The following is a 25,073-nucleotide window of genomic DNA, read 5'->3' as shown; positions in this document are numbered from 1 at the left end:
GGGATACGGTTCGCGTGTCGTTCAGGCGCCGTGCGTGTCGACGCGCAGCGTGAACTGCGCGTCGTCGCGCGCGAGCACGAGCGTCGCGCCGGCCGGCACGTCGAGCGTGCCGCCCGCGAAGCGTGCGGCGACCGGCAGCTCGCGGCCGCCGCGATCGGCCAGCACCGCGAGCTCGACCGCCGCCGGACGGCCGTAGTCGAACAGTTCGTTGAGCGCCGCGCGCACGGTGCGCCCGGTGTACAGCACGTCGTCGACGAGCACGATGCGCGCGCCGTCGACGTCGAACGGCAGCGACGTCGGGCTGGCCTGGCTGTGCAGTCCCTTCTTCGCGTAGTCGTCGCGATGCAGCGCGACGTTCACGACGCCGAACGCCGGTGCGCCGAGGTCGCGCGCGAGGCGCTCGGCCAGCCATGCGCCGCCGCTGTGAATGCCGGCGAGCCGCGGGCCGCCCGGTTCGGCGAACGCCGTGCCGTACGCGGCGCGGATCTGGTCGAGCAGGACGCGGTAAAGCGCCTCGGCATCAATGGTGCTCATGGTCGGACAATTGATCGAGATACTGTTGAAGGATGACGCGTGCGGCCTCGGCATCGAGCATCTCCGCGCGGGCACGGCCGCGCACGTTGCGCTCGCGCAGCCCGGCCTCGGCCTCGACCGACGAATAGCGCTCGTCGACCCACGTGACGGGCAGCCCGAAGCGGCCGTTCAGCTGGTTGCCGAAGCGCTTCGCCTGCTGCGTCATGTCGTGCGGCGTGCCGTCCGGATGCATCGGCAAGCCGACGACGAGCGCGTCCGGCCGCCATTCGGCCAGCAGGTCGCCGACCGCCTTGAAGCGGTGTTCGCGGTTCAGGTTCTGGATCACGACGAGCGCACGGGCCGAGCGCGTCAGCGCATTGCCGACCGCGACGCCGATCCGTTTTTCGCCGTAGTCGAACGCCAGGAGCGTCGCATCGCGCGCGCTCGCGCAACTCATGCGTGCCCTGCTTCGCCGGACAGCATCGACGAGCTGACGCCCAGCAGGCCGAGTGCGGCTTCGAAGCGCTCTTCGGCCGGCGTGTCGAACACGATGCGCGGATCGGCGGCCACGGTCAGCCAGCCGTTGCGGGAAATTTCTTCCTCGAGCTGCCCTGCGCCCCAGCCGGCATGGCCGAGCGTCAGCAGGAAGCGCTTCGGGCCGGTGCCCGTCGCGACCGCCTCGAGCACGTCCTTCGACGTCGTCATCTCCAGCCCGCCGTCGACGGACATCGACGAGTTGTAGCTCGCGCCTTCCACCGGCTCGTGCAGCACGAAGCCGCGCTCGGTCTGGACCGGGCCGCCGAAGTACACGGGAATGTGCAGCAGCGGCTCGATGTCGAGCTTCAGGTCGATACGGTTGAACAGCGATTCGAGATCGATGTCGGTAGGACGATTGATGACGAGGCCGAGCGCACCGCGCTCGCTGTGATCGCAAAGATAGACCACCGTTCCCGAGAACGTCGGATCGGCCATGTTGGGCATGGCGATCAGGAACTGGTTGGTGAGATTGATGCGATCGGAAGGCTTTGACATGGTTTGAATTTTAGCAAAGACGCCGCGACCTGACCGGGCCGCGATCAACAAGCAACGCCGCGCCACGCTGGCAACGGCGCGCGCGGATCACACGGCACTCTAACACGCGCGCGGGCGCTGTCGGCAGCGTGTTGCTGGCCCGCGCGACAAGAGGCGCGCCAGGTGTCCGTCCCCTTGTCCGTCAGGTCCGGCCGAGCGCCGTGCCGAGCGCTTCGGACGCCGCGGTGAGGTCCGGCGGCGCAACGCCGGCCGCGATCTTCAGCAACGCCGCGCGCAGCATGTCGGACGCGTGGCCCTGCGCGTCGAGGCCGCCGTCGGCGAGCGGCACGCCATGGGCGGCACGGCGCCACGCGAGGCCGAGGGTGTCGGCCAGCAGCGCCGCGTGGCCGAGCCCGAGCGCGCACGCGGCCGTGCCGACCCGGTAGGCGGCGCCGGACGCGTGCCAGGCAGCGCCTGCGTCGGCCCTGGCCGGGTCGGCCGCGAGATCGGCCATCGACGCATCGGCCGTTTGCAGGAAATCCTCATAGGCATGCGCGTTGACGGTCACGACGCCGAGCGCGCGAGTCGGCGCGACGGCGACCGCATCGTGCTCGGCCCGCGCGGCATCGGCTTCCCACAACGCCTCGGACGCCGGCGTGCCGGCGACGTGCCAGTCGACCGTCAGCCCGTAGTCGTGCAGCACGTCGACGAACGCGACGTCCTCGGCCGCAGCGCCGAACAGCGCGAAATCGCGCCACAGCAGCGCCACCGTCTCGCGCACGAGCTCGGGCGGCGCGCTGCGCCGGCCCTGCGCGTGCTCGCCGAGCAGCAGGTTGGTCCGTGCGAGAAAGCGTTTCAGCTCGGGCGCGCCGCTTGCGCGCAGCGCGCGCAGGCACGCGTTCGCCAGCCGCCAGAAATCGTACGGCCCGTCGTCGGTGAGCGCGACCTGCATCGCGTCGAGCTCGTCCAGCGCCGCGTCGGGCGCGCCGTGCTCCGGGCGCAGCACGCCGAGCAGCGCCTGCTCGTAGCGGGCGCGGATCCGGGCCGCGAACGCGTCGGGCAGCGCGCGCAGCGTGGCCGGCGGCACCGCGCGGCCGACGAGTGCGAGCGCATCGAGCGGCGCGCTGGCGCGCAGGTCGGCGGCGCATTGCGCGCGCAATGCACGGAAATGGTCGAGGAGAACGGGCGAGCAGGCGAGCTCGCGCAGGTTGTGGCGCCCGACGGCCGCGCGGAAATCGCGCAGCGCGGCACGCCATCCGGCCGAAGTCGGCTCGGCGGCGACCAGCGGCGCGGCGGCCGCCAGTTGCCCGGCGAACCGCGCGGCCGGCAGCCAGCCGGCTTCCGCCAGCACGGCCGCGGCCGCGGACAGCGGCGCGGTCGCATCGTCGTGCCGCTCGAATGCGTCGGCAGCCGCCGCAAGCCATGCGTCGGCCGCGCGCACGGCGCCGCCACGCGGGTTGGGCAGTGCGTCAGGGAGGGGAACGTTCGCCGGATCGGACGTCATGGACACGCGCGCCTGTCATCGTCAAGTCGCTCGCGCAAACCGCGGCGCGCGAGCGCCGGGCCGGTGCGAGGCCGGAGCGGGGTGTCCGTGGGCCAGCGGTCCGGTCAGATCTGGACCATCTCGAAGTCTTCCTTGCGGGCGCCGCATTCGGGGCACGTCCAGTTGATCGGGACGTCTTCCCAGCGCGTGCCCGGGGCAATGCCCTCTTCCGGCAGCCCGGCTTCTTCGTCATAAATCCAGCCACAAATCAGGCACATCCAGCTCTTGTATTCCATCTTAGCCGCGTCGGGAAAAGTCGGTAAATTCGGGAGCCATGATGGTACCGTGTCGGGGCCGGACTGCCTAGCAATCGCGCTGGAGGACGGCGACTACGTTGCGCTGCGCTAAAAAATCCGTCGTGCGGGCCGGATTCCACCGCATAATGGCTGAAAAGTGCGGCCTGCCGGGCAACACAGGGCCGAAAACGGCCACTCGCCTCGCCGTCCGCATCTCCGTCGCTTTCCCGTTTTTCTCTTGCCCCATTTTTACATGTCCAGCAACGCCCCTCCGATCGTCCTCACCTTCGGCCTGTCCGATCCCACCGGCGGCTCCGGCCTCCAAGCCGATCTGATGACCCTGGCGAGCATGGGCTGTCACGGCGTGTCCGTCCTGACGGGCTACACCGTGCGCGACTCGGCCGCCTGCGAAGAAGTGACCGGCCTCGACCCCGACGTCGTCGCCGCCCAGGCGCGCATGCTGCTCGAAGACATGCCGGTTGCCGCGTTCAAGATCGGCGCGGCGACGCGCGCGGAAGTCGTGAGCGCGATCGCGGAGGTCGTCGCCGACTACGACGGCGTGCCGCTCGTGCTCGCGCCGGATTTCACGCTCGACGACGAGCACGTGCTCGCGGCCGACGACCTGCGCGAATCGATCGCCGACCTGCTGGCGCCGCAAACCACGCTGCTGGTGGCCGATCACGCGACGCTGATCGCGCTCGCGCAGCCGGACGGCGACGCCGAGGCGCCGAATCTCGACGCGGCCGTGTCGCACCTGCTGTCGCAGGGTTGCGAGTACATCCTGTCGTCGGAGACGGGCTCGCACCGGCTCGTCAACACGCTGTACGGCGAGGAAGGCCAGCTTCGCGAAGACATGTGGGATCGCTCGCCGCACCGGTTGATGGGCATCACCGACACGCTCGGCGCGGCCATCGCGGCGCTGCTCGCAAACGGCCAGGAGCCGCCCGAGGCGGTTCGCGAGGCGCAGGAATACCTGTATCAGGCCGTGCGCGACGCGTTCCGGCCCGGCATGGGCGCGTACCTGCCCGACCGGTTTTTCTGGGCGCGCAGCAATGAAGACTCGGACACGCCGCCGGCCGTGAAGGCCGACCCGGTAACGAGGACGTCGCACCGGCATTGAGTCACCGACAGCGGCCGGCGTTTAAGCAATCAGACGCCGGCCGTCCTTCTTGTCGTCTCAGCAGCACACCTCGCGCATCGGAAAATCGACGCTGATGCACGCCAGTACATCACTAATAGCTGCCGATTCGGCACGCCCCTCCCCAAATCTTCGTTTTCCCGACCAGCGCGTCGGCCCGGGTAATCGCAGCCATTCAATCGTCGCGGCTTAATCCGCACTCGCGCCCGCCTTACTCAAGCGATTTTCGACTAACGAAAAATTGGCGTCGTACTTTTCAACGTCGAATTGCGCCGAAAATCGAACCGGTCCAATAGATTGACCACCAAGCTCAATGCTAGGGTTCATTTCACTCAATGTGACCGATGCAAAGGAGCATACGATGGCGCAAGACATTTTCCTGAAACTGACCGGCATCAAAGGCGAATCTCGAGATGCGTCGCATCCTGACGAGATCGAGGTATTGGCGTGGGATTGGTCAGCCGACCAGCCATCGACCACACGCTCAAGGGCTGGCAGCGTCGAAGCCAAGTGCACGGCCAACGATCTGACCATCGAGCATTATGTCGATCGCGCATCGCCGATCCTCATGCTGCATTGCCTAAAGGGCAATCATATCGAGAACGCCGTCCTGGTCGCGCGCAAGGCTGGCCGTATGCCACTCGAGTACCTGAAGATCACGCTGGATGACGTAGTAATCACGCGGATCAATTCAGCCGCCAATTTCAACATGGCGCGACCCCGAGAGGAAGTCCAACTCTCATTTGCCCATATTCGGCAGGAGTATGTCGTTCAGAACGCGCCTGGCGGGAGCGGAGGAACCGTCGCAGCAGGATACGACATCAAAACCGGCAAGGCGACTTGAGAATTGGAGGCAGTCATGCTGTTCATTTCAAGGCAGGGCCATGTTGACGCCGAACGCGTGATCGTCAAAATATACTCGTCCATCGAACGAGGGCCGATGGAGCACGTGAATGGAATCGTCGTCCATCAAACCGGAGGCGCTACCGCCTCCAGCACCTTCAATAGCTACAGCAACACCGCACACGTCCCGAACGGCGCCCACTTCCTGATCGACAAGGATGGCACGATCTATCAGACCGCCTCCCTGAACAGGATTACCAATCACGTCGGTAAATTGCAGTCACGTTGCATTGCCACACTCAACTGCTCGACCGCAGACCTCCGGGCGGCACGGCGCGCGTACCAAGCCGGTCCAACGGCATTCCATCGCCATGAATCCCGGAAAGCATTTCCCGACCGCTACCCGTCGAACTCCGACGCAATAGGAATCGAACTTGTCGGCATGTACTACCCCGACGAGAAAACTGCGGAGCCGGCCTATGAAAGCGTCACAACTGAACAGAATGCATCGCTTAAATGGCTGGTTCGCGAATTATCCGAGACGCTGAACGTCGAGATGCGAGAGGTGTATCGGCACCCGGAAGTCGGGCGCAAGAACGCCACCGAAGCAAGCACTGCACGGTGGGAGTGACATTATGGCTCTAGCCAGATGCGTCGCCGCGGTTGCGTTGTGCATCCCGATCACCCTCTGTCAGGCCAGAGGGGTGACAGCGGTGACGGTCGAGCAATCCGGCCAGACGTCGAACCCAGACGATCCGCTTACAAGGGATGCATGCAGGAACTTCACACCGACCGCCGACCAGTTGAAGCTATTCTTTTCCAGAGCAGCACCGATTGACGGCAAGTTCGTGGCCCATGATTACTACTCGCCCTGTCATTCGAGCGGCACCATTTCGTTCCCGGACGGCAGTTCGGGGAGGTGGCGTGTTTACTCCGGCGGCACTGCGTCACTGACATGGGCCTCGAACGGCAACACGGTCTATCTCTACAACGGCCGCCACAACGGCTGGCGTGACCCGTTCGCGTGCAGCTACGGCCTTCACGATGAAGTCGACGACACTTCGTGCTATCTGCCGGGCTTCTAATTCCGGTCGTGAAGGAACACGCATAAAAAAAGACCCGCATCGCTGCGGGTCTTTTCTTTTGGCTGGAGCGCGCATCGCTGCGCGCCCCGGACACCATCGACCGAAGTCGATTACATGTCCATGCCCATGCCGCCCATGCCGCCCGGCATGCCGCCCGGCATCGGTGCATCTTCCTTCGGCAGTTCTGCGACAGCTGCGTCCGTCGTCAGCAGCAGGCCTGCAACCGAAGCTGCGTTCTGCAGTGCGGTGCGCGTGACCTTGGTCGGGTCGACGACGCCAGCTTCAACCATGTCGACGTATTCGCCCGTTGCTGCGTTGTAGCCGTAGTTGCCCGTACCGGCAGCCACTGCCGCCACGACGACGCTGGCTTCTTCGCCACCGTTCGTGACGATCTGGCGCAGCGGCTCTTCCATGGCGCGCAGCACGATCTTGATGCCGGCGTTCTGGTCGGCGTTCGCGCCGGTCAGGCCTGCGATCGCGGTGCGAGCGCGGATCAGCGCAACGCCGCCACCTGCCACGATGCCTTCTTCCACGGCTGCGCGCGTTGCGTGCAGTGCGTCTTCGACACGTGCCTTCTTTTCCTTCATTTCGACTTCGGTCGCAGCACCGACCTTGATCACTGCAACGCCGCCGGCCAGCTTGGCCACGCGCTCTTGCAGCTTTTCACGGTCGTAGTCCGACGTCGCTTCTTCGATTTGCGCGCGCACTTGCTTCACGCGTGCTTCGATGTTCACGGCTTCGCCTGCGCCGTCGATGATCGTCGTGTTTTCCTTGCCCACTTCGATACGCTTCGCCTGGCCCAGTTCTGCCAGCGTTGCCTTCTCGAGCGTCAGGCCGGTTTCTTCGGCGATCACTTGGCCGCCCGTCAGGATCGCGATGTCTTCCAGCATCGCCTTGCGACGATCACCGAAGCCAGGCGCCTTGACCGCAACGGTCTTCAGGATGCCGCGGATGTTGTTCACGACCAGCGTCGCGAGCGCTTCGCCTTCGATGTCTTCAGCGATGATCAGCAGCGGACGGCCAGCCTTCGCGACTTGCTCGAGCACCGGCAGCAGATCGCGGATGTTCGACACCTTCTTGTCGTGCAGCAGCACGAACGGGTTGTCGAGGACGGCGACTTGCTTTTCCGGATTGTTGATGAAGTACGGCGACAGGTAGCCGCGGTCGAATTGCATGCCTTCGACGACGTCGAGTTCGTCTGCCAGCGACTTGCCGTCTTCGACGGTGATGACGCCTTCCTTGCCGACCTTGTCCATCGCTTCAGCGATGCGATCGCCGATCGACGTGTCGCTGTTCGCCGAGATCGAGCCGACCTGTGCGATTTCCTTGTTCGTCGTGCACGGCTTGCTGATCTTCTTCAGCTCTTCGACAGCCGCTGCGACTGCCTTGTCGATGCCGCGCTTCAGGTCCATCGGGTTCATGCCCGATGCGACGTACTTCATGCCTTCGCGAACGATCGATTGCGCGAGGACGGTTGCCGTCGTCGTGCCGTCGCCTGCGTTGTCGCTGGTCTTGGAAGCGACTTCCTTGACCATTTGCGCGCCCATGTTCTGGAGCTTGTCCTTCAGCTCGATTTCCTTCGCGACCGACACACCGTCCTTGGTGACCGTCGGGCCGCCGAAGCTGCGCTCGAGCACCACGTTGCGGCCCTTCGGACCCAGCGTGACCTTGACTGCGTTGGCGAGAATGTTCACGCCTTCGACCATCTTCGAACGGGCGGAATCGCCGAATACGACGTCTTTAGCTGCCATCTTCTAACTCCTTGAATTCTTGGGAATATGTACCGTCGGAGGACGCTTACTTGGCGTTGACCACGGCCATGATGTCTTCTTCGCGCATGACCAGCAGTTCGTTGCCGTCGACCTTGACGGTCTGGCCTGCGTACTTGCCGAACAGGACGCGATCGCCGACCTTCACGTCGAGCGCGATCGGGGCGCCCTTGTCGTCGCGCTTGCCCGGGCCGACGGCCAGGACTTCGCCCTGGTCCGGCTTTTCAGCAGCGGCGTCGGGGATCACGATGCCCGAGGCGGTCTTGGTTTCCTGATCCAGGCGCTTGACGATCACGCGATCGTGCAAAGGACGAAGGTTCATATTCACTCCTCTCTTGACTGAGATTGAAGAACGCTTAGGGAATCTGCCCGGCTTTTCGCCCGGCAGAGAATTGTTAGCACTCTCGTGCAGCGAGTGCTAATTATATGGACGGGTTTTGACAAATTCAAGAAGGGAAACCGGACGAATTTTCAACGCGGCGCCGCAGCGGGGAAAACACCCGAAAATTACGAAAAACCCTTTCAAAACAAGACCCCGACCCACACTACCCGGCCCGGCACGCGGGCCCGCGCGGCCCGCGAATCGCATCCAGCCCCGTTTGGACACCGGGTAAGCACGGAGTTCCTGCGACCGGCGGCATCGCATCAAAAAACCTGCGCAGGCGCCGATTCCGTCCGCCACAGCATGCCCGCTCACCGCGCCCGACGACCGTCTCGCCCGCGGCCCGGCGACCCGTCGCTCCGCATCGAAGCATTCATTTTCATTACGCCGATATTTACGTTTCTCCTCCCGAAAAACACCCGTCGGCCCCCCATCCGTAAGTCCTCCCATTACATTCAGTAATTTAGATGCGAATCATTCTCGTTTACATTGACTTTCTCATTTGAGACTCCTACGATGCGCCGCGTTGCGCTCTTCTTCATGCCCTGGCCGATCGGTGCCGAGCGTCGGGACAGCGCCCGACAAGCAGGACTCCAAACCAATTAGAAGCAGGGATTTGATATGAAGGTTGTGTCGTTCCATGGAGACCGCGTCCGTACCGGGATGCGCCCCGCCGCCTGTGCGGCCGTCCTCGCATGCGCATCGTTCGCGAGCGGCGCCGCGTTCGCCGCCGCGTCGGTCGACGCGCAGCCCGAAGCGCCCGAGGCCGACCTCGCGATTCAGGCGAAGCCGACCGACATGTGGACCGGCATCTGGACGCGCCAGAGCCTGCTCGGCGACATGGGCGGCATCCGCCCGTGGCTCGGCAAGTACGGCGCGACGCTGCAGATCACCGAAACCAGCGAATACCTCGCGAACCTGCGCGGCGGCCTGAACCGCGGCGGCACGTACGACGGGCTGACGACCGCGACGCTGACGGTCGATACGCAGAAGGCGATCGGCCTGCCCGGCGGCACCTTCAACGTCAGCGCGCTGCAGATCCACGGCAGCAACCTGAGTGCGCGCAATCTCGGCACGCTCAACACCGCGAGCGGCATCGAGGCGCAGGACACGACACGTCTTTGGGAGCTCTGGTACCAGCAGTCGTTCCTCGACAAGCGCGTCGACGTGAAGATCGGCCAGCAGAGCCTCGACCAGGAATTCATGGTCAGCACGTATGCGAACACGTTCGTCAACACGATGTTCGGCTGGCCCGCGCTGCCGTCGTACGATCTGCCGAACGGCGGCCCCGCCTATCCGCTCGCCGGCCTCGGCGTGCGCGTGCGCGCACAGATCACGCCGAAGCTCACCGCGCTCGCGGGCGTGTTCGACGGCGATCCGCTCGGTAACAACCCCGGCAACCTGAGTGGCACGAACTTCAACCTGCACAACGGCACGCTCTATATCGGCGAGCTGCAATACGCGCTGAACCAGCCGTCCGACGGCGAGATGGACACCGGCCACTCGAACGGGCTGCCGGGCACCTACAAGATCGGCGTCTGGTATCACAACGGCCGCTTCGCGGACCAGAGCATCGGCACCGACGGGCTGTCGCTCGCCGATCCCGCTTCGAACGGCAATGCGCAGCAGCATCACGGCGACTACAGCTTCTATGCGGTGGCCGACCAGATGATCTGGCGGCCCGACCCGACCGGCGCGAAAAGCCTCGGCGTGTTCGCACGCGTGATGGGCGCGCCGGGCGACCGCAACCTCGTGAGCTTCGCGGCGAACGCGGGCGTCGTGCTGAAGGCGCCGTTCGACGGCCGCGACAACGACAGCGTCGGCCTCGCCGTCACGTACATCCAGGTCGGCAGCCACGTGACCGACCTCGACCAGGCCGCGCGGACGTTCGCGGCCGGCCCGTACGGCGTGCGCACTCGCGAGACGACCGTCGAGGCGACCTACCAGTACCAGGTCAACCCGTGGTGGGTGATCGCGGCCGATGCGCAGTACACGTTCAACGCCGGCGCGGGCCAGAACCCGAGCGATGCGACCCAGCCGCTACGCAACACGTTCGTGCTCGGCGCACGCACGACGATCACGTTCTGAGCGCCGCACGCGCACCCGTCGCCCAACGCCACCCCGTTTTCGCGCGCCGCCGGCGCGGCGCGCCCCCCAGGAGATCCCGATGATTCAATCCGCCCCGCTTCGCCGCCTCGCGACGGGCGCGCTGGCCGCCGTCGCGCTGACGGCCGCCGCCGGCGCGTTCGCCGAGCCGCAAGGCTTCCTCGAGACGCTGCATCGTCACACGTTGCTCGTCAACACGGTGCCCGACAACGGCGACCAGAACCCGTATGCGATCGCGGTCGCGCCGGTGTCGGCCGGCACGATCCAGGCAGGCGACGTGCTCGTCGACAACTTCAACAACGCGGCAAACCTGCAGGGCACCGGCAGCACGATCGTCAACTACCGCCCGTCGACCAGGCAGCTGAGCCTGTTCGCATCGATCCCGCGCGACCTGAAGGCATGCCCCGGCGGCGTCGGCCTGTCGACCGCGATGACGATGCTGAAGTCGGGCTGGGTGATCGTCGGCAGCACGCCGAGCAACGACGGCACGACGTCGACGAAGGGCGCCGGCTGCCTGATCGTGCTCGATCCGCAAGGCAAGATCGCGTCGACGTGGTCGAGCACGAACATCAACGACCCGTGGGGCAACATGGCCGTGGTCGACCGCGGCGACAGCGCGACGCTGTTCGTCAGCATGGCCGGCTTCGGCGTCGGCGGCGCGGACGGCAACCCGCCCGTCTACAAGCAGGCGACCGTGCTGCGTCTGGACCTCGACGTGCCGGCCGGCAAGCCGCCCGTCATCAAGCAGGAAACGGTCGTCGTGAGCGGTCTCGGCGCGCAGGCCGACAAGGGTGTGTTCCTGGTCGGCCCGACCGGCCTCGCGCTGTCTGGCGACCAGAAGAAGCTGTACGTCTCCGATGCGATCGGCAACCGCATCGTCGAAATCGACGATCCGCTCACGCGCGACACGAGCGCGGGCGTCGGCCGCCAGGTCACGGCCGACGGCTTCCTGCGCCGCCCGCTCGCGCTCGCGACCGCGCCGAACGGCCATCTGCTCGCGACCAACGCGCAGAACGGCCAGGTCGTCGAGATCGACCCGGTTGCCGGCAAGCAGCTCTATGCGCGCTGGATCGATACCGACAAGGCGCAATCGCCGCCCGGCAACGGCGACCTGTTCGGGATCGCGATGACGCCGGCCGGCGACGGCTTCTATTACGTCCAGGACGACGTCAACACGCTGATGCTCGCGAAGTAACGGAACCGACCATGGCAGACGATCTGAATCCGCCGCCGCGCCCCGCGCGCCGCGGCTTCCTGAAGGCCGGCGGCGCCGCGGTGGCCGCAGGTCTCGCGGCGAGCACGATGCCGGCCGCCCGCGCGGCCGATGCGGCGCCCGCTGCGGCACCGGACGCGCACGCGCACGACGACGACATCGAGCCGTTCTACGGCAAGCACCAGGGCGGCATCACGACGCCGCAGCAGCGCAACGCGTACTTCGCCGCGCTCGACCTCACGACGACCAAGCGCGCGGACGTGATCGCGCTGCTGAAGACATGGACCGACGCGGCCGCGCGCCTGACGCGCGGCGACACCGCGCAGCCGCTGCCGGCAACCGGCGGCGACGACGTCGCGCCGGCCGACTCGGGCGACGCGCTCGGCATCGGCGCGTCGCGGCTGACGATCACGTTCGGCTTCGGGCCCGGCCTGTTCGCGGTCGCGGGCAAGGACCGCTACGGCCTCGCGAAGCAGCGCCCGGCCGCGCTCGTCGACCTGCCACGCTTCAACGGCGACCAGCTGATCCCGGAGAAGACCGGCGGCGACCTGTTCATCCAGGCGTGCGCGAACGACGCGCAGGTCGCGTTCCACGCGGTGCGCCAGCTCGTGCGCCTCGGCGGCAACGCCGTGCAGATGCGCTGGGGCCAGGCCGGCTTCACGTCCGGCAAGCCGGGCGAGACGCCGCGCAACCTGATGGGCTTCAAGGACGGCACGATGAACCCGTCGCGCGACGATCCGGCCGCGATGAACGCATTCGTGTGGGCCGGCAACGAAGGCCCGGCGTGGATGAACGGCGGCACCTACACGGTCGTGCGCCGCATCCGCATCACGCTCGAACACTGGGACAACACCGAGCTCGGCTTCCAGGAGCAGGTGTTCGGCCGCAAGAAGTACAGCGGCGCACCGATTGGCGGCAAGCAGGAGTTCGAGGCACTCGACCTCGATGCGGTCGACAAGGACGGCAATCCGGTGATCCCCGACAACGCGCATGCGCGTCTCGCGTCGCCGCAGGTGAACAACGGCGCGCAGATCCTGCGTCGCGCGTATTCGTACAACGACAGCGCGAACTTCTACATCGAGCGCTGGCCGCCGTGGCGCCAGCAGACCGAGTACGACGCGGGGTTGATGTTCGTCGCGCACCAGCGCGACCCGCGCAAGGGCTTCATCCCGATCAACGAGAAGCTCGCGAAGCTGGACATCATGAACCAGTTCACCACGCACGTCGGCAGCGCGATCTTCGCGTGCCCGCCGGGCGCGCAACCCGGTTCGTACATCGGCGCCGCGCTGTTCGAAGCGTAACGGCATCGCGACGCCGCGCACCTCTTTCCCCGGCCCGCCCGGATGCACCTCACGACGACGACATGAACACTTTTCCCGTTAGCCGCCCGCTGCGGCACCTGATCGCCGCGGCCGCCGCCGCGCTGATGCTGACCGGCGCGCTGCACGCCACGCGCGCGCATGCCGCGACGCTTACGCTGTACAACGCGCAGCACGAGCAGGTCGTCAACCAGCTCGTCAAGGACTTCGAAGCACAGAGCGGCATCACCGTGAAGGTGCGCTCGGGCGAAGGCCCCGCGCTCGCCGCGCAGATCGTCGCGGAAGGCGACCGCACGCCGGCCGACGTGTACTTCACCGAGAACTCGCCGGAGCTCGTGCTGCTCGACCGCAAGGGCCTGCTCGCGAAGACCGACGGCGCCGCGCTGCAGGCGGTGCCCGCGCGCTTCAACCCGGCCGACGGCAACTGGGTCGGCGTGCTCGCACGCGAGAACGTGCTCGTCTACAACACCGCGAAGCTCCAGCCGCAACAACTGCCCGCGTCGCTGCTCGATCTCGCGAAGCCGGAATGGAAAGGCAAGGTCGGCGTCGCGCCGAGCGATGCGGACTTCCTGCCGCTCGTGAGCGCGGTGCTCGCGCTGCACGGCGAGGCCGCGACGCTGCAATGGCTGAAGGGCCTGAAGGCCAACGCGCAGGTCTTCGACGACGACGAAGGCGTGACGGCGGCCGTCAACCGCGGCGGCGTGCTGACCGGCATCATCAACAACTACTACTGGGACCGCCTGCACGCGGAGCTTGGCGACAAGTCGACGAAAAGCGCGATCCATCACTTCGGCAACCATGACGTCGGCGCAGCCGTGAACGTGTCGGGCGCCGCGGTGATGAAGGCGTCGAAGCACCAGGCCGACGCGCAGAAGTTCGTCGCCTATCTCGTCAGCGAGCGCGCGCAGAAGCTGATGGCGAACGGCCACATCAGCTTCGAATATCCGCTGCACCCGGGCGTCGCCCCCGATCCGATCCTGAAGCCGTTCGACGAACTGAGCCCGCCGGCGCTGACGTTCGAACAGCTCGGCGACGACAGCCAGGCCGGCAAGCTGTTGCGCCAGGCCGGCCTGCTCTGAGCATGAGCGACGCCGTGTCCCGCACGGCGACGAGCGCGCCCGACGGCGAACGCACCGCGACGCGGCGGCGAGCGTCACGCGCGCTCGTCGCCGCGGCCGCGTGCGGGCCGCTCGCGATCCTGCTGCCGCTCGGCTTCACGCTGTACCGTGCGGCCACCTTCGGCGTAGACGATGCGATCGAGCTGCTGTGGCGCCCGCTCGTCGGCGAACTGCTGGTCAACACGCTGTCGATCACGCTCGCCGCGACGCTCGCGTGCACGCTGCTCGGCACCGCGGTCGCGTGGTTCATCGAGCGCACCGACCTGCCCGCGCGGCCGCTGTGGACCGCGCTCGCCGCCGCCCCGCTCGCGGTGCCGCCGTTCATCACGAGCTATGCGTGGGTGTCGCTGAGCCTCGACCTGCAGGATTTCCTCGGCGCGCTGATCGTACTGACTTCCGCGTACTTCCCGCTCGTCTACCTGCCGGTGGCCGCCGCGCTGCGCGAGCTCGATCCCGCGCTAGAGGAAAGCGCACGCACGCTCGGCTGCTCGCCGTGGCACACGTTCTTTCGCGTCGTGCTGCCGCAGCTGCGCCCCGCGCTGTGCGGCGGGATGCTGCTCGTCGCGCTCGGCGTGCTGTCCGAGTTCGGCGCATTTCAGTTGCTGCGCTTTCGCACGTTCACGACCGAGATCTACGCCGAATACCGCACCGCGTTCGACGGCGGCGGCGCATCGCTGCTCGGCTGCGTGCTGATCGCGCTGTGCCTGCTGTGTCTCGCGATCGAGGCGCGCGCTCGCGGCCATGCGCGCTACGGCCATACGCACCGCGCCGCGCGCCGCGTCGCGATGCGTTATCCGCTCGGCACGCTGCGCGGCCCTGTCGCCGTCGCGTTCGCCGCGCTCGCGGCCGCAACGCTCGGCGTGCCGCTCGCGATGATCGGCTACTGGCTCACGCAACAGGGCGCGGCCGCCGTCACGCCGGCCGACGTGTCGCCCGAACTGCTGTGGCAAGCCACGCTCGCTTCAGGCGGCTACGGCCTCGCGGCGGCGGCCGTCACGACGCTGCTCGCGCTGCCGCTCGCGTTCCTGCTGGTCCGTCACCCGGGCCGCGTCGCGACGTTCCTCGAACGCACCGCGATGACCGTGCAGGGCGTGCCGGGCATCGTCGTCGCGCTCGCGATCGTGTCGATCACCGTGCGGCTGCTGCAGCCGCTCTACCAGAGCGCGCCGGCGCTCGTCGCCGCGTACGCGATCCTGTTCCTGCCGCTCGCGGTGGTGAGCGTGCGCGCGGCGCTGTCGCACGTGCAGGTCCGGCTCGAGGAAACCGCCCGCTCGCTCGGCCTCGGCTGGCGCGCGACACTCGTGCGCGTGGTGCTGCCGCTCGCGGCGCCCGGCCTCGGCGCGGCCGCGACGATGGTGTTCATCTCGGTCGTGACGGAACTCAACGCGACGCTGCTGCTGTCGCCGATCGGTACGCGCACGCTCGCGACGCAGGTGTGGAGCGATACGGCAACACTCGCGTTCGCGGCCGCGGCGCCGTATGCGGCGCTGCTCGTTGCGCTGTCGCTCGGCGCGTCGGGCCTGCTGTTCCTGTTGCTCGGCCGCGCGTCGGTGCGCGACTGAGCGTCGCCTTTTTTCCCGGAACCGCCCATGAGCGAACTACGCATCCACGGCCTGTCCAAATCGTTCGGATCGCATACCGTCCTGCACGACATCGACCTCACGGTGCGGCGCGGCTCGCGCCTCGCGCTGCTCGGCCCGTCCGGCAGCGGCAAGACCACGCTGCTGCGCGTGCTGTGCGGCTTCGAGCGCGCCGAGCGCGGCATCGTCGAGATCGACGGGCGCCGCGTGGCCGCGCCCGACGTGCACCTGCCGCCCGAACGGCGCCGGATCGGCTACGTTCCGCAGGAAGGCGCGCTGTTTCCGCACCTGTCGGTAGCCGACAACATCGCGTTCGGGCTGCCGCGCGCGGCGCGGCGGCGCCATCATCGCGTCGACGAACTGCTCGAGATGGTCGGGCTGCCCGCGTCGTACGCGACCCGCGCACCGCAGCAGCTGTCCGGCGGCCAGCAGCAGCGCGTGGCACTCGCGCGTGCGCTTGCGCCCGAGCCGTCGCTCGTGATCCTCGACGAACCGTTCTCCGCGCTCGACACGTCGCTGCGCCACGAAACGCGCAGCGCGGTGGCCGACGCACTCGCCGCGGCCGGCGCGACGTCGGTGCTCGTCACGCACGACCAGCCCGAGGCGATGACGCTCGGCGACGAAGTGGCGGTGATGTGGCAAGGCAGGCTCGTGCAGACGGCCGCGCCGCAGACGCTGTACCGGCAGCCCGTCACGCGCGACGTCGCATCGTTCGTCGGGCAGGCCGTGCTGCTCGCGGGCCACGTACGCGATGCGCGCATCGCCTGTGCGCTCGGCGAGTTGCCGCTCGTCGCGCCGCTGCCCGACGGGCCGGCCGACGCGATGCTGCGTCCGGAGCAAATCGGCATCATGCCGGTCACGCAGGTCGACGCGGCACGCGGCCATACGGCGCGCGTCGAAGCCGCGCGGTTCGCGGGCCAGGATGCCGACGTGCTCGCGCGCCTCGATGCCGATCGCGACGTGCTCGTGCGGATCCGCGTGCCGGGACACCGGTGCCCGGCCGTCGGCGAACGCGTCGCGCTGGCCGTGGACGGCGCGGTGATGGCGTACGCGCGCTGAGCGGCGCGGACCGTCGTCACGCATCGCTATAAGTCACTACGCATCGGCGCAGCCCGCGCCCGACAGCGGCCGGAAGGTCCGGCCATCCGTCTCGACGGCCGCAGCCAGCAAGCGCGCGAGCCCCTTCGCGCCTTCGCGCATCACGACGTCGTGATTCCAGCGGAATAGCGGGCGCGCGAGCGGCTCGAGCCAGTTCATCCAGCGCACCTGCGTGCGGATGTGCCAGTCGTAGCGCACGACGGTGCGCGCGCCGTCGCAGGCGAACGACCAGCGTCCGTCGCCTTCGATCGCGCCGCTCGCGCGGCCTTCGAGCGCATGCAGCCGCTCGACGCGCCGCACGCGCATGTCGAAGGTCAGCCGGTACGGCAACGCGCCCTTCCACGTGTACCGATGCAATGCGCCGACGCCGCGCGCGTCGCCATGCTCGATCTCGACGGTGCGGATGGCGCCCTTCCACCAGTCGGGCCAGCGGTCGACCTGGTAGATCGCCTCCCAGACCGCCGCGAGCGGGGCGTCCACGCGCCACGTCGTCGAGAATCGGTATTCCGCCATGCAGCCTCCGGCATGTCCATCAGGAGAACGGATCAGTGGATCGATCAGGGCGTGAAGAAGCGCTCGGGAAACGCAACGTCGATTTCCACGTCGTCGAGCGTCACGGTTTCGAGCGGCACGTCGTCATCGCCGGAGAAGCTGACGACCTTCAGCGGAAATCCGTCCTCCGCGTCCAGCCACAGCCGGTAGCGATGCACGCCGTCGACCACGTGCGCGTGCGCACCGGTGACCGACACACGCAACGCCGTCCGGCCGCCGACGGCTTCCTCGCCCTCGGTCACGGTCGCGCCGCCCTGCTGCAGCGCATGCACGTTGCGCAGCAGTTCGCCGACGTCCGACCGGTCGACACGGTGGCCGCTGCGATCGCGCACGAGCGGATTGGACGGCGACAGCGTCAGCGCGGGCGGCGCGTGCGCGCCGAACGGGCGCAGCCGCACCTTGCCGTCGCCGGGGTCGTACGCGAGCACCGCGCCGTGATGCGGCGACACGAAATCCATCCGGACGAAGCCCGGTTTCAGGTAGGCGTAGCGGATTTCGGTGTGCTCGCCGCTGCGCGCCGACGAGCGGATCGTCGCGCGGTACGAGCGGACTTGGTTGAAATGCGCCTGGGCGACGGTCACGGGGTCGGCTGTCATGCTCGCTCCTATCAGGCTCGCGGCCAGCAACGCGGCGATCACGGCGCCGCCTCGACATCGAGCGCGCCTTCCATCCCGCGCTCGCGATGGCTCCTGAAAAACAGCAGCCGATGCGTGCAATAGTAGGCGAACCGGCCCGGTTGCGCCGGCGTGAAGCGGAACGTCTTCGGCGTCGTGCCGAGCTCGGTACGCACCGCGATGCCGGCCTGCGGCGGCGCATCGATCTCGAAGCTGTGCGGCACGACACCGGGTTCGGCCGACACGGTTAGCTCGACCGGCACGTGCGCACGCACGATCACATGGTTCGGCCGGAAGAAATAGCTGCCGCCGACGATGGCGACCCGCTGCACGCCGTCGGCGTCGACCGGCACGCGCACCGGCGCCTCGCCTTCCGCCCGCGCGACGGTCGCGGCCGCCGCGAGCGCCACCTGCACGAGCACCTTCGTCATCGTCGTCTTCATCGCCTGGGCTCCCTGCCGGCGTCGCGCGTCAGCTCTTCCACGCGTCGGTCGAGCCGCCGAGCGCGCCGCACGCCTCGATCGCGAGCTCGCGCAGGCGCCGTTCGTCGCCGCGGCCGGACAACGCGTAGCCGATGCCGCGATCCGACCAGAAATACGTGTAGCGGCCGTCGGCCGACATCGACTGCGGCGCGAGATGCCGCGCATCGTAGGCGGTCATGTACAGCGTCACGCGCGCGCCGTCCGCGCGCTGGTACATGAACTGCGCGGCCGGCCCGCCATCGCCGGGGAGCAACCGGCCGCCCAGCAGCACGTAACCGTATTCGTCGAGCGACGGTGCGCGCACGGACCGCCCGACGCGCGCCGACAACCACGCGGCAAGCTGCGCGGGATCGCCCGCGCCGACCTCGACCGGATGCTCGCGATCGGCTGCGTACACCGCATACGCGACATCGGCGCGCGCGGCGAACGCCGGATCGCTGCCGAATGCCGTCCAGCCCGCATGCAGCGCCACGCCGATCAGCAACCCGGCCGCCAGCCCGGCGCACGCGTACGCGAATGCACGACCGCGCGGCGCTCGGCGCTGCACGAACAGCGCGGGCACCGCACTCGGCAGCGGGAACAGCGCTTTCAGCGCGTCGCGCTGCGCGCGGTAATGCGCGAATCGTTCGGCCTCCTCCGGATCGGAGCGCAGGCGCTCGAGCATCTCGCGCTGCTCGTGCCCGGACAGCTCGCCGTCCAGCAATGCGGACAGCAGCTGCGCCGACGCGTCGTCGTCCCGCTCGTTCGAAGGCTTGTGCGGATCGTCCATCATGTTTTCCCGATCACCCGTAACGCGGCCGTGCCGTGCGCCGACGGCTCGTCCGACAGCAGTGCGCGCATCTGCGCGCGCGCCCGCGCGAGCCGCGACATCACCGTGCCCACCGGTACGCCGAGCACCTGTGCGGCATCGCGATAGCTCAACTCTTCAAGCGCGACCAGCAGCAACACCTCACGCTGTTCGACCGGCAGCCGGTACAGCGCGCGCTGCACGTCGCGGAGCACCAGCCCGCCGATCTCGCCGGCCGGCGCGGCCATCGTCTGCCAGGGTGCGGTGGCGTCGTCGACCGCGATCTCGTGCCGCGCGCGCAACTGGTCGATGAAACGGTGCCGCAACAACGTCAGCAGCCACGCGCGCAGGTTGCCGCCATCGCGCGGCGGCCGGTTCAGCGCACGCTCGAGCGTGTCCTGCACGAGATCGTCCGCCCACGCGCGGTCGCCCGTCAGCGCACGCGCATAGCGCGTGAGATGCGGCAGCCACACCAGCAGATCCGATTCGTAGCTCATCAGGAAGCCTTGCGCATCAGCGTCGCCGCGCGGTCACGGGCGCGCGACGTGCCACATGCCGCCGATCCCGTCGCCGCCCGCATCGCCAGCCTTGCGGTCCATCTTCCAGCGATACAGCGGGCGCCCGCGGTACGCCCATTGCTTCTTGCCGTCGTCGCGCGCGACGAGGCTCAGTGCGCCCGATGCCTTGTCGTACGCGTCCGCGATCGCGGGCGGCCAGTTCGCCGCGCATGCGCTGTCGCACGCGCTCTTGCCCGGCGCGTCGCGATCGAACACGTAAAGCGTCATGTGCGCCTCGTCGACCAGTTTCCCGTCGCCGACCTGCGGCGGTTCCGCGGCCGCCGGCCGCACGATCGCCGCCGTCAGCGCGGCGGCAAAGAGTATCCGTTTCATTCCCGTTCTCCTTGGCAGGACCTCATGGCACACACCGCCGGACGGGACGATCGGTTTCGTTACAACCATTATCCCGCCGGCCGGCCGTGCCGGAACTCGGTAGGTAAACGGACGGCGGGAACCGGTTATTCCATGCTGCGCCGCAACGGTCGGCGGCGGTCATTCATGCGACGAAAGGCAGCGGGAGACCCGAAAGGACAACGCGGCATGACATCGCTGTCATGCCGCGTTGCGCGACCCGGATGGCACGATCGTCGCGCACGGCGGCCGATGCGGCGCCGCCGTGCGGGGCCGGCCGGTTACTTCGGCAGTGCGCCGGTCAGCGACTGGAGCAGCGTCGTCACCGGTGCGAGCGGGTTGTTCGGCGAGCCGTTGCCCGAATGCGGCGTCACCGACAGGCTCGGCGCGGAACCGAGCGCCGTACCCACCGACGTGCCGACCGCATTGACGACCGTCGCCGTCGAGTTGGCACCCGTCGTCAGCAGCGAGCCGACTGCGCCCGCCGTGCCGCCGGCCGCGTTCGCGCCCGCGCCGAGCAGGCTGCCGCCTGCCGCTGCCGTCGAACCGGCCGCGCCCGACAGCGCACCGGCCGCCTGGCCGAGTGCCGCCGGACCGCTCGCGAGTGCGCCCGTTACCGAACCGAGTGCACCGGTCAGTGCGCCGGCCGGGTTGCTGCCGCCCGTCAGGCCGTTCACGAGGTTCGTGATCGGTGCGATCGGGCTGTTGCCCGCCGCGCCCGACAGCGCGCCGACGACCTGGTTCACGACGCCTTGCACCGGCGCCAGCGGATTCGAGCCGCCGAGGTTGCCGAGCGCGCCCGTCGCCGAGTTCAGCGCGCCCGTCAGTGCACCGGCCGGATTGCCGCTGCCGAGCGTGCCGACGACCTGGTTGACGACACCTTGCACCGGCGCCAGCGGATTCGAGCCGCCCAGTGCGCCGAGCGCGCCTGCAACCGAGCCGACCGCGTTGCCGAGTGCGCCCGTGGCCGCGCCGACCGCGTTGCTCAACGTGCCGGCCGGGTTGCTGCCGCCGAGCGTGCCGACGACCTGGTTGACGACACCCTGCACCGGCGCCAGCGGGTTCGAGCCGCCGAGGTTGCCGAGCGCACCCGTCACCGAGTTCAGCGCGTTCGTCAGTTCACCGGCCGGATTGCCGTTGCCGAGCGTGCCCGCGAGCTGCGTGACGACGCCTTGCACCGGCGCCAGCGGGCTCCCTGCGCCGCCGAGGTTGCCGAGCGAGCCCGTGATCGTGTTGACCGCGTTGCTCAGCGCGCCGGTCGGGTTGCCGCTGCCGAGCGTACCCGTGACCTGGTTGACGATGTTCTGGATCGGCGTGATCGGGTTCGAACCGCCGCCGAGGCCGCCCAGTGCACCCGTGACCGTGCCGAGTGCGCCGGTCAGTGCGCCCGCCGGGTTGCCGCCGCCGAGCGCACCCGTTACCTGGTTCACGACGCCCTGGACCGGTGCCAGCGGGTTCGAGCCGCCGCCGAGGCCACCCAGTGCGCCCGTCACCGTCCCGAGTGCGCCTGTCAGCGCGCCTGCCGGGTTGCCGCCGCCGAGCGCACCCGTTACCTGGTTCACGACACCTTGCACCGGTGCTAGCGGGTTCGAGCCACCACTGATACCGCCCAACGTGCCCGTCACCTGATTCACAACGCCTTGCACCGGTGCCAGCGGGTTCGAGCCGCCACCGAGGCCACCCAGTGCGCCCGTGACCGTGCCGAGTGCGCCGGTCAGTGCGCCGGCCGGATTGCCGCCGCCGAGCGTGCCCGTCACCTGATTCACGACGCCTTGCACCGGCGCCAGCGGGTTCGAACCGCCGCCGATACCGCCCAGCGCACCCGTCACCGTGCCAAGTGCGCCGGTCAGCGCGCCTGTCGGGTTGCCGCTGCCGAGCGCGCCTGTGACACCATTCACGACACCTTGCACCGGTGCCAGCGGGTTCGAACCGCCACCAATACCGCCCAGCGCACCCGTCACCGTGCCAAGTGCGCCGGTCAGCGCGCCTGTCGGGTTGCCGCTGCCGAGCGCGCCCGTTACTTGGTTCACGACACCCTGCACCGGTGCCAGCGGGTTCGAACCGCCACCAATACCGCCCAGCGCACCCGTCACCGTGCCAAGTGCGCCGGTCAGCGCGCCTGTCGGGTTGCCGCTGCCGAGCGCGCCCGTTACTTGGTTCACGACACCCTGCACCGGTGCCAACGGATTCGAGCCGCCGCCGATACCGCCTAGTGCGCCCGTGACCGTGCCGAGTGCGCCCGTCAGTGCGCCTGCCGGATTGCCGCCGCCGAGCGCACCCGTCACCTGATTCACCACGCCTTGAACCGGCGCCAGCGGATTCGATCCACCTCCGATACCGCCCAGAGCGCCCGTTGCGGTGCCGAGCGCATTGCTCAGCGCGCCGGTCGCCGTATTGAGCGCACCCGTCAGTGCACCGGCCGGATTGCCGCCGCCGAGCGCACCCGTCACCTGATTCACCACACCCTGCACCGGTGCCAGCGGATTCGATCCACCGCCGACATTACCCAGTGCGCCCGTCACGGTGCCAACCGCATTGCTCAGCGTCCCCGTCGCCGTATTCAGCGCACCGGTCAACGCACCTGCCGGGTTGCCGCCGTTCAGCGCACCCGTCACCTGGTTCAACACACCCTGGACCGGTGCGAGCGGCTGCACCGTACCGCCGCCACCACCCAGTGCGCCCGTCACCGCCCCCACGGCACCCGACAGCACTTGTCCCGGATCGCCGAGCGACGTCTGGATCGCACCCGACCCGCCCGCCGTCACGGTGACCGAGCCCAGCGGCGACGTCCCCGTGGCGACCAGCCCGACCGACACGCTGTTCGTCGGCGGGTTGACGATCACTTGCGGGATCGGCAGCGAATCGAGGGCGCCCGCCATCGCGGAACCCGAAGCCAGTACCCCGAACACCGTCGCGACCGACAGCGCCACGCCCGTCAATTTAAAATTTTGTCCCATCGTTATTTTCCCCATCTCGGTTGGCACTACGTTGATAAAGCATGGGGACGGATTGCACGAAGCGTGCCAATTCAAAAAACGGATTGATTTGTCTGTCGATTTTTCTGCAATAACGATTTTTTAATCGATTTCAGACGAAATTCACGGGTTGCGACGGGTTGACCTGCCTCAATCGTCTGACGAAAAAGGCCCGCGGAGCATGGATGTAACGTAACGTTTGCGAGCCCCGTAGTAACGTGTTCCGGTACATTCCACGTAACGCCGGAAAGCCCTGTCGCGATGGTGCCCCATACCGTCATGGCCGGCTGCCCATTACGCTTTTCAGCAATATGAAAATGCATTGATAAATCGCGGATTTACTGATTTTCTTTATTTTGCGATTATCTTTCTTGCCGATTACGCAGACCATTTCCGGTCGCGTGGCTTTCGATTATCCGGATAGCAAAATGAAATACTGTGAATGCCGTCAAGCGATCGGCATACAGGCGGCAACGCGAGGCGACGGCAATCGCCGCCTCGCATTGCCGGTCAGCCGAAGCGCGCGGGCCGGTACGGATGGGGATCGATATAGGTCGGCGCACCCGTCATCATTTCGGCGAGCAGGCGCCCGGTCGCGGGGCCGAGCGTGAGCCCGTGGTGGGCATGGCCGAACGCGAACCACAGATGGCGATGGCGCGGCGCGGGCCCGATCACCGGACGCATGTCGGGCGTGCACGGCCGCATCCCGAGCCACGGCTCGGGGTCGAGCCGCTCGCCGATGCCGAACGCGTCGCGCGCCAGCGGTTCGGCGCGCGCGAGCTGCACGCCGGTCGGCGGCGCGCCGCGCGGCGCGATCTCGACGCCCGTCGTGAGCCGCAGGCGGCCGCCCTCCATCGGCGCGACGACGAAGCCTTCCTCGGTATCGCAGACAGGCACGCTCAGCGGCGCGCGCGTCGGCCGGTAATGCATGTGGTAGCCGCGCTTCGCGCGCAGCGGAATGCGGTAGCCGAGCGGCGCGAACACGCGCTCGGACCACGGCCCGAGCGCGACCACGGCCGAACGTGCCGAAATCGGCCCGTGTTCGGACCCGACCTGCCAGCCGCCGTCCACCTGCACGAGCGTCTTCGCATCGCCGCACGCGAACGTGCCGCCGTCGCGCTCGAACAGCCGCGCGTAGGCCTTGGTCAGCCCGCCCGGGCTCGACACGGTCTTCGGGTCCTGCCAGTGGAAGGCACCGCAGAATGCGTCGCCGATGCCGGGCTCGCGATCGCGCAGCGCACGCGCGTCGAGCACGGCCATCCGCAGCCCGTGCGCGGCGGCCACGCGCTGCTGCGTGCGGGCTTCCGCGTCGAACAGCGCGGGCGAACGGAACGCCTCGATCCACCCGCCGTCGTGCACGAGCGGCTGGGCGTCGGTACGCGCGAGCAGCGCGTCGTGTTCGACGACGCTCGCCGCGACGAGCGGCAGCAGGTCGCGCGCGGCGACGGCGAGCCGCTGCGGCGACGATTCGCGCCAGAACCGCGCAAGCCAGCCGGCATACGCGGGCAGCGCGCGGTAATCCCAGTACAGATCGACCGAGCGGTTGCGCGCGTAGCGCAGCAGCGTGCCGAGCCGGCGCGGAAACGCGTACGGCACGACCGACGAGCGCTCGATCAGCCCGGCATTGCCGTGGCTGGTTTCCTCGCCGGGCGCGCGCCGGTCGACGAGTGCGACGCGCAGCCCGCGATCCTGCAGGTGCAGCGCCGACGACACGCCGACGATGCCGGCCCCCAGAACGATGACGTCGAAATCCATGGTTCCCCGTCCTGCGTCGAGATTCGATGCGCCGCGCGCCGACCCC

26 protein-coding genes are annotated in these 25,073 nt (G+C 68.2%); 10 read left to right on the top strand and 16 right to left on the bottom strand.

The genetic code is table 11. From position 1 onward, the window contains the following. Positions 1-21: 21 nt before the first annotated feature. The 5 genes from pyrR to AC5LXX_RS04080 form a co-directional block, all read right to left on the bottom strand. A complete protein-coding gene (gene pyrR / locus AC5LXX_RS04100; RefSeq protein ID WP_322082001.1) occupies positions 22-534 on the bottom strand; it encodes a bifunctional pyr operon transcriptional regulator/uracil phosphoribosyltransferase PyrR in 513 nt (170 codons plus the stop codon). Further along, positions 521-970: a Holliday junction resolvase RuvX gene (gene ruvX / locus AC5LXX_RS04095; protein ID WP_493410567.1), complete on the bottom strand. Its 450-nt coding sequence runs from the start codon at positions 968-970 to the stop codon at positions 521-523. The genes pyrR and ruvX overlap by 14 nt, the downstream gene beginning before the upstream one ends. Further along, positions 967-1,545 carry a YqgE/AlgH family protein gene (locus AC5LXX_RS04090; RefSeq protein WP_006491354.1) on the bottom strand — a complete coding sequence of 193 codons (579 nt, stop codon included), beginning with the start codon at positions 1,543-1,545 and terminating at the stop codon, positions 967-969. Before AC5LXX_RS04090 ends, ruvX begins: the two co-directional genes overlap by 4 nt. A gap of 181 nt (positions 1,546-1,726) precedes the next feature. Next, positions 1,727-3,028, bottom strand: coding sequence for a hypothetical protein (locus tag AC5LXX_RS04085; protein WP_493410566.1), 1,302 nt, complete (start codon positions 3,026-3,028; stop codon positions 1,727-1,729). Positions 3,029-3,132: 104 nt separating this feature from the next. Then, positions 3,133-3,303: a rubredoxin gene (locus AC5LXX_RS04080; protein WP_004186709.1), complete on the bottom strand. Its 171-nt coding sequence runs from the start codon at positions 3,301-3,303 to the stop codon at positions 3,133-3,135. Between the two features lie 253 nt (positions 3,304-3,556). On the opposite strand from AC5LXX_RS04080, the gene AC5LXX_RS04075 reads away from it, so the two are divergent. The 4 genes from AC5LXX_RS04075 to AC5LXX_RS04060 all read left to right on the top strand — a co-directional run bounded on the left by AC5LXX_RS04075 (position 3,557) and on the right by AC5LXX_RS04060 (position 6,369). After that, positions 3,557-4,423, top strand: coding sequence for a hydroxymethylpyrimidine/phosphomethylpyrimidine kinase (locus AC5LXX_RS04075; protein ID WP_124449180.1), 867 nt, complete (start codon positions 3,557-3,559; stop codon positions 4,421-4,423). A 379-nt stretch (positions 4,424-4,802) separates the two neighbouring features. Further along, on the top strand, positions 4,803-5,285 hold the full coding sequence (locus tag AC5LXX_RS04070; protein WP_493410565.1) for an Hcp family type VI secretion system effector: 483 nt from the start codon (positions 4,803-4,805) through the stop codon (positions 5,283-5,285). A 15-nt stretch (positions 5,286-5,300) separates the two neighbouring features. Next, complete coding sequence (locus AC5LXX_RS04065) at positions 5,301-5,915, top strand: peptidoglycan recognition protein family protein (RefSeq protein ID WP_493410564.1); 615 nt, start codon at positions 5,301-5,303, stop codon at positions 5,913-5,915. A 4-nt stretch (positions 5,916-5,919) separates the two neighbouring features. Continuing rightward, positions 5,920-6,369 carry a hypothetical protein gene (locus AC5LXX_RS04060; protein ID WP_493410563.1) on the top strand — a complete coding sequence of 150 codons (450 nt, stop codon included), beginning with the start codon at positions 5,920-5,922 and terminating at the stop codon, positions 6,367-6,369. A 110-nt stretch (positions 6,370-6,479) separates the two neighbouring features. On the opposite strand, the gene groL is transcribed toward AC5LXX_RS04060, so the two are convergent. After that, complete coding sequence (gene groL / locus AC5LXX_RS04055) at positions 6,480-8,120, bottom strand: chaperonin GroEL (protein ID WP_043181578.1); 1,641 nt, start codon at positions 8,118-8,120, stop codon at positions 6,480-6,482. Positions 8,121-8,166: 46 nt separating this feature from the next. After that, a complete protein-coding gene (gene groES, locus AC5LXX_RS04050) occupies positions 8,167-8,460 on the bottom strand; it encodes a co-chaperone GroES (RefSeq protein ID WP_011351136.1) in 294 nt (97 codons plus the stop codon). A 681-nt stretch (positions 8,461-9,141) separates the two neighbouring features. Between groES and AC5LXX_RS04045 the strand changes: the two genes are divergently transcribed. The 6 genes from AC5LXX_RS04045 to AC5LXX_RS04020 all read left to right on the top strand — a co-directional run bounded on the left by AC5LXX_RS04045 (position 9,142) and on the right by AC5LXX_RS04020 (position 16,915). Then, positions 9,142-10,608 carry a carbohydrate porin gene (locus AC5LXX_RS04045; RefSeq protein WP_493410562.1) on the top strand — a complete coding sequence of 489 codons (1,467 nt, stop codon included), beginning with the start codon at positions 9,142-9,144 and terminating at the stop codon, positions 10,606-10,608. A gap of 79 nt (positions 10,609-10,687) precedes the next feature. Beyond that, positions 10,688-11,821 (top strand): hypothetical protein, encoded by a 1,134-nt coding sequence (locus AC5LXX_RS04040; protein ID WP_493410561.1) that lies wholly within the window; start codon positions 10,688-10,690, stop codon positions 11,819-11,821. Positions 11,822-11,832: 11 nt separating this feature from the next. Next, entirely contained in the window at positions 11,833-13,140 is a 1,308-nt protein-coding gene (gene efeB / locus AC5LXX_RS04035) for an iron uptake transporter deferrochelatase/peroxidase subunit (protein ID WP_493410560.1), read from the top strand. Between the two features lie 62 nt (positions 13,141-13,202). Then, on the top strand, positions 13,203-14,237 hold the full coding sequence (locus AC5LXX_RS04030; protein WP_124449188.1) for an iron ABC transporter substrate-binding protein: 1,035 nt from the start codon (positions 13,203-13,205) through the stop codon (positions 14,235-14,237). 2 nt (positions 14,238-14,239) lie between these two features. After that, a complete protein-coding gene (locus AC5LXX_RS04025; protein ID WP_493410559.1) occupies positions 14,240-15,838 on the top strand; it encodes an ABC transporter permease in 1,599 nt (532 codons plus the stop codon). Between the two features lie 27 nt (positions 15,839-15,865). Then, positions 15,866-16,915 carry an ABC transporter ATP-binding protein gene (locus AC5LXX_RS04020; protein WP_493410558.1) on the top strand — a complete coding sequence of 350 codons (1,050 nt, stop codon included), beginning with the start codon at positions 15,866-15,868 and terminating at the stop codon, positions 16,913-16,915. A gap of 36 nt (positions 16,916-16,951) precedes the next feature. Here the strand turns inward: AC5LXX_RS04020 and AC5LXX_RS04015 are convergent, their stop codons facing one another. The 9 genes from AC5LXX_RS04015 to AC5LXX_RS03975 form a co-directional block, all read right to left on the bottom strand. Further along, complete coding sequence (locus AC5LXX_RS04015; protein ID WP_493410557.1) at positions 16,952-17,467, bottom strand: SRPBCC family protein; 516 nt, start codon at positions 17,465-17,467, stop codon at positions 16,952-16,954. A gap of 44 nt (positions 17,468-17,511) precedes the next feature. Beyond that, positions 17,512-18,144, bottom strand: coding sequence for a LolA family protein (locus AC5LXX_RS04010; RefSeq protein ID WP_493410556.1), 633 nt, complete (start codon positions 18,142-18,144; stop codon positions 17,512-17,514). Then, positions 18,141-18,563 (bottom strand): quinol oxidase, encoded by a 423-nt coding sequence (locus tag AC5LXX_RS04005; protein WP_493410555.1) that lies wholly within the window; start codon positions 18,561-18,563, stop codon positions 18,141-18,143. Before AC5LXX_RS04005 ends, AC5LXX_RS04010 begins: the two co-directional genes overlap by 4 nt. Before the next feature lie 28 nt (positions 18,564-18,591). Further along, on the bottom strand, positions 18,592-19,374 hold the full coding sequence (locus AC5LXX_RS04000) for an anti-sigma factor family protein (protein ID WP_493410554.1): 783 nt from the start codon (positions 19,372-19,374) through the stop codon (positions 18,592-18,594). Further along, positions 19,371-19,886 (bottom strand): sigma-70 family RNA polymerase sigma factor, encoded by a 516-nt coding sequence (locus AC5LXX_RS03995; RefSeq protein WP_049032111.1) that lies wholly within the window; start codon positions 19,884-19,886, stop codon positions 19,371-19,373. The genes AC5LXX_RS04000 and AC5LXX_RS03995 overlap by 4 nt, the downstream gene beginning before the upstream one ends. 33 nt (positions 19,887-19,919) lie before the next feature. Further along, the gene (locus AC5LXX_RS03990) at positions 19,920-20,279 is read right to left on the bottom strand and encodes a COG4315 family predicted lipoprotein (protein ID WP_124449204.1); all 360 of its coding nucleotides are present in this window, start codon (positions 20,277-20,279) and stop codon (positions 19,920-19,922) included. A gap of 299 nt (positions 20,280-20,578) precedes the next feature. After that, a complete protein-coding gene (locus tag AC5LXX_RS03985) occupies positions 20,579-23,254 on the bottom strand; it encodes a beta strand repeat-containing protein (protein ID WP_493410553.1) in 2,676 nt (891 codons plus the stop codon). Positions 23,255-23,325: 71 nt separating this feature from the next. Further along, positions 23,326-23,595, bottom strand: a complete 270-nt coding sequence (locus tag AC5LXX_RS03980; protein WP_493410552.1) for a hypothetical protein — start codon at positions 23,593-23,595, stop codon at positions 23,326-23,328. Positions 23,596-23,782: 187 nt separating this feature from the next. Further along, complete coding sequence (locus tag AC5LXX_RS03975) at positions 23,783-25,027, bottom strand: NAD(P)/FAD-dependent oxidoreductase (protein ID WP_493410551.1); 1,245 nt, start codon at positions 25,025-25,027, stop codon at positions 23,783-23,785. Between the last annotated feature and the right edge of the window lie 46 nt (positions 25,028-25,073).

The sequence above is a fragment of the Burkholderia torrens genome (assembly GCF_984668525.1).
Note: the sequence above shows the minus strand (reverse complement) of the source record. Positions and strands in the feature narration are given on the sequence as shown.

Coding starts and splice junctions, on each gene's coding strand:
- AC5LXX_RS03980 (WP_493410552.1), bottom strand. CDS start 23,595: ATGCATTTTCATATTGCTGAAAAGCGTAATGGGCAGCCGGCCATGACG.
- AC5LXX_RS04020 (WP_493410558.1), top strand. CDS start 15,866: ATGAGCGAACTACGCATCCACGGCCTGTCCAAATCGTTCGGATCGCAT.
- AC5LXX_RS03995 (WP_049032111.1), bottom strand. CDS start 19,886: ATGAGCTACGAATCGGATCTGCTGGTGTGGCTGCCGCATCTCACGCGC.
- groL (WP_043181578.1), bottom strand. CDS start 8,120: ATGGCAGCTAAAGACGTCGTATTCGGCGATTCCGCCCGTTCGAAGATG.
- AC5LXX_RS04085 (WP_493410566.1), bottom strand. CDS start 3,028: ATGACGTCCGATCCGGCGAACGTTCCCCTCCCTGACGCACTGCCCAAC.
- AC5LXX_RS04040 (WP_493410561.1), top strand. CDS start 10,688: ATGATTCAATCCGCCCCGCTTCGCCGCCTCGCGACGGGCGCGCTGGCC.
- AC5LXX_RS04015 (WP_493410557.1), bottom strand. CDS start 17,467: ATGGCGGAATACCGATTCTCGACGACGTGGCGCGTGGACGCCCCGCTC.
- AC5LXX_RS04005 (WP_493410555.1), bottom strand. CDS start 18,563: ATGAAGACGACGATGACGAAGGTGCTCGTGCAGGTGGCGCTCGCGGCG.
- groES (WP_011351136.1), bottom strand. CDS start 8,460: ATGAACCTTCGTCCTTTGCACGATCGCGTGATCGTCAAGCGCCTGGAT.
- AC5LXX_RS04090 (WP_006491354.1), bottom strand. CDS start 1,545: ATGTCAAAGCCTTCCGATCGCATCAATCTCACCAACCAGTTCCTGATC.
- AC5LXX_RS04080 (WP_004186709.1), bottom strand. CDS start 3,303: ATGGAATACAAGAGCTGGATGTGCCTGATTTGTGGCTGGATTTATGAC.
- pyrR (WP_322082001.1), bottom strand. CDS start 534: ATGAGCACCATTGATGCCGAGGCGCTTTACCGCGTCCTGCTCGACCAG.
- AC5LXX_RS04000 (WP_493410554.1), bottom strand. CDS start 19,374: ATGATGGACGATCCGCACAAGCCTTCGAACGAGCGGGACGACGACGCG.
- AC5LXX_RS03990 (WP_124449204.1), bottom strand. CDS start 20,279: ATGAAACGGATACTCTTTGCCGCCGCGCTGACGGCGGCGATCGTGCGG.
- ruvX (WP_493410567.1), bottom strand. CDS start 970: ATGAGTTGCGCGAGCGCGCGCGATGCGACGCTCCTGGCGTTCGACTAC.
- AC5LXX_RS04065 (WP_493410564.1), top strand. CDS start 5,301: ATGCTGTTCATTTCAAGGCAGGGCCATGTTGACGCCGAACGCGTGATC.
- AC5LXX_RS04025 (WP_493410559.1), top strand. CDS start 14,240: ATGAGCGACGCCGTGTCCCGCACGGCGACGAGCGCGCCCGACGGCGAA.
- AC5LXX_RS04070 (WP_493410565.1), top strand. CDS start 4,803: ATGGCGCAAGACATTTTCCTGAAACTGACCGGCATCAAAGGCGAATCT.
- AC5LXX_RS03975 (WP_493410551.1), bottom strand. CDS start 25,027: ATGGATTTCGACGTCATCGTTCTGGGGGCCGGCATCGTCGGCGTGTCG.
- AC5LXX_RS04045 (WP_493410562.1), top strand. CDS start 9,142: ATGAAGGTTGTGTCGTTCCATGGAGACCGCGTCCGTACCGGGATGCGC.
- AC5LXX_RS03985 (WP_493410553.1), bottom strand. CDS start 23,254: ATGGGACAAAATTTTAAATTGACGGGCGTGGCGCTGTCGGTCGCGACG.
- AC5LXX_RS04075 (WP_124449180.1), top strand. CDS start 3,557: ATGTCCAGCAACGCCCCTCCGATCGTCCTCACCTTCGGCCTGTCCGAT.
- efeB (WP_493410560.1), top strand. CDS start 11,833: ATGGCAGACGATCTGAATCCGCCGCCGCGCCCCGCGCGCCGCGGCTTC.
- AC5LXX_RS04060 (WP_493410563.1), top strand. CDS start 5,920: ATGGCTCTAGCCAGATGCGTCGCCGCGGTTGCGTTGTGCATCCCGATC.
- AC5LXX_RS04030 (WP_124449188.1), top strand. CDS start 13,203: ATGAACACTTTTCCCGTTAGCCGCCCGCTGCGGCACCTGATCGCCGCG.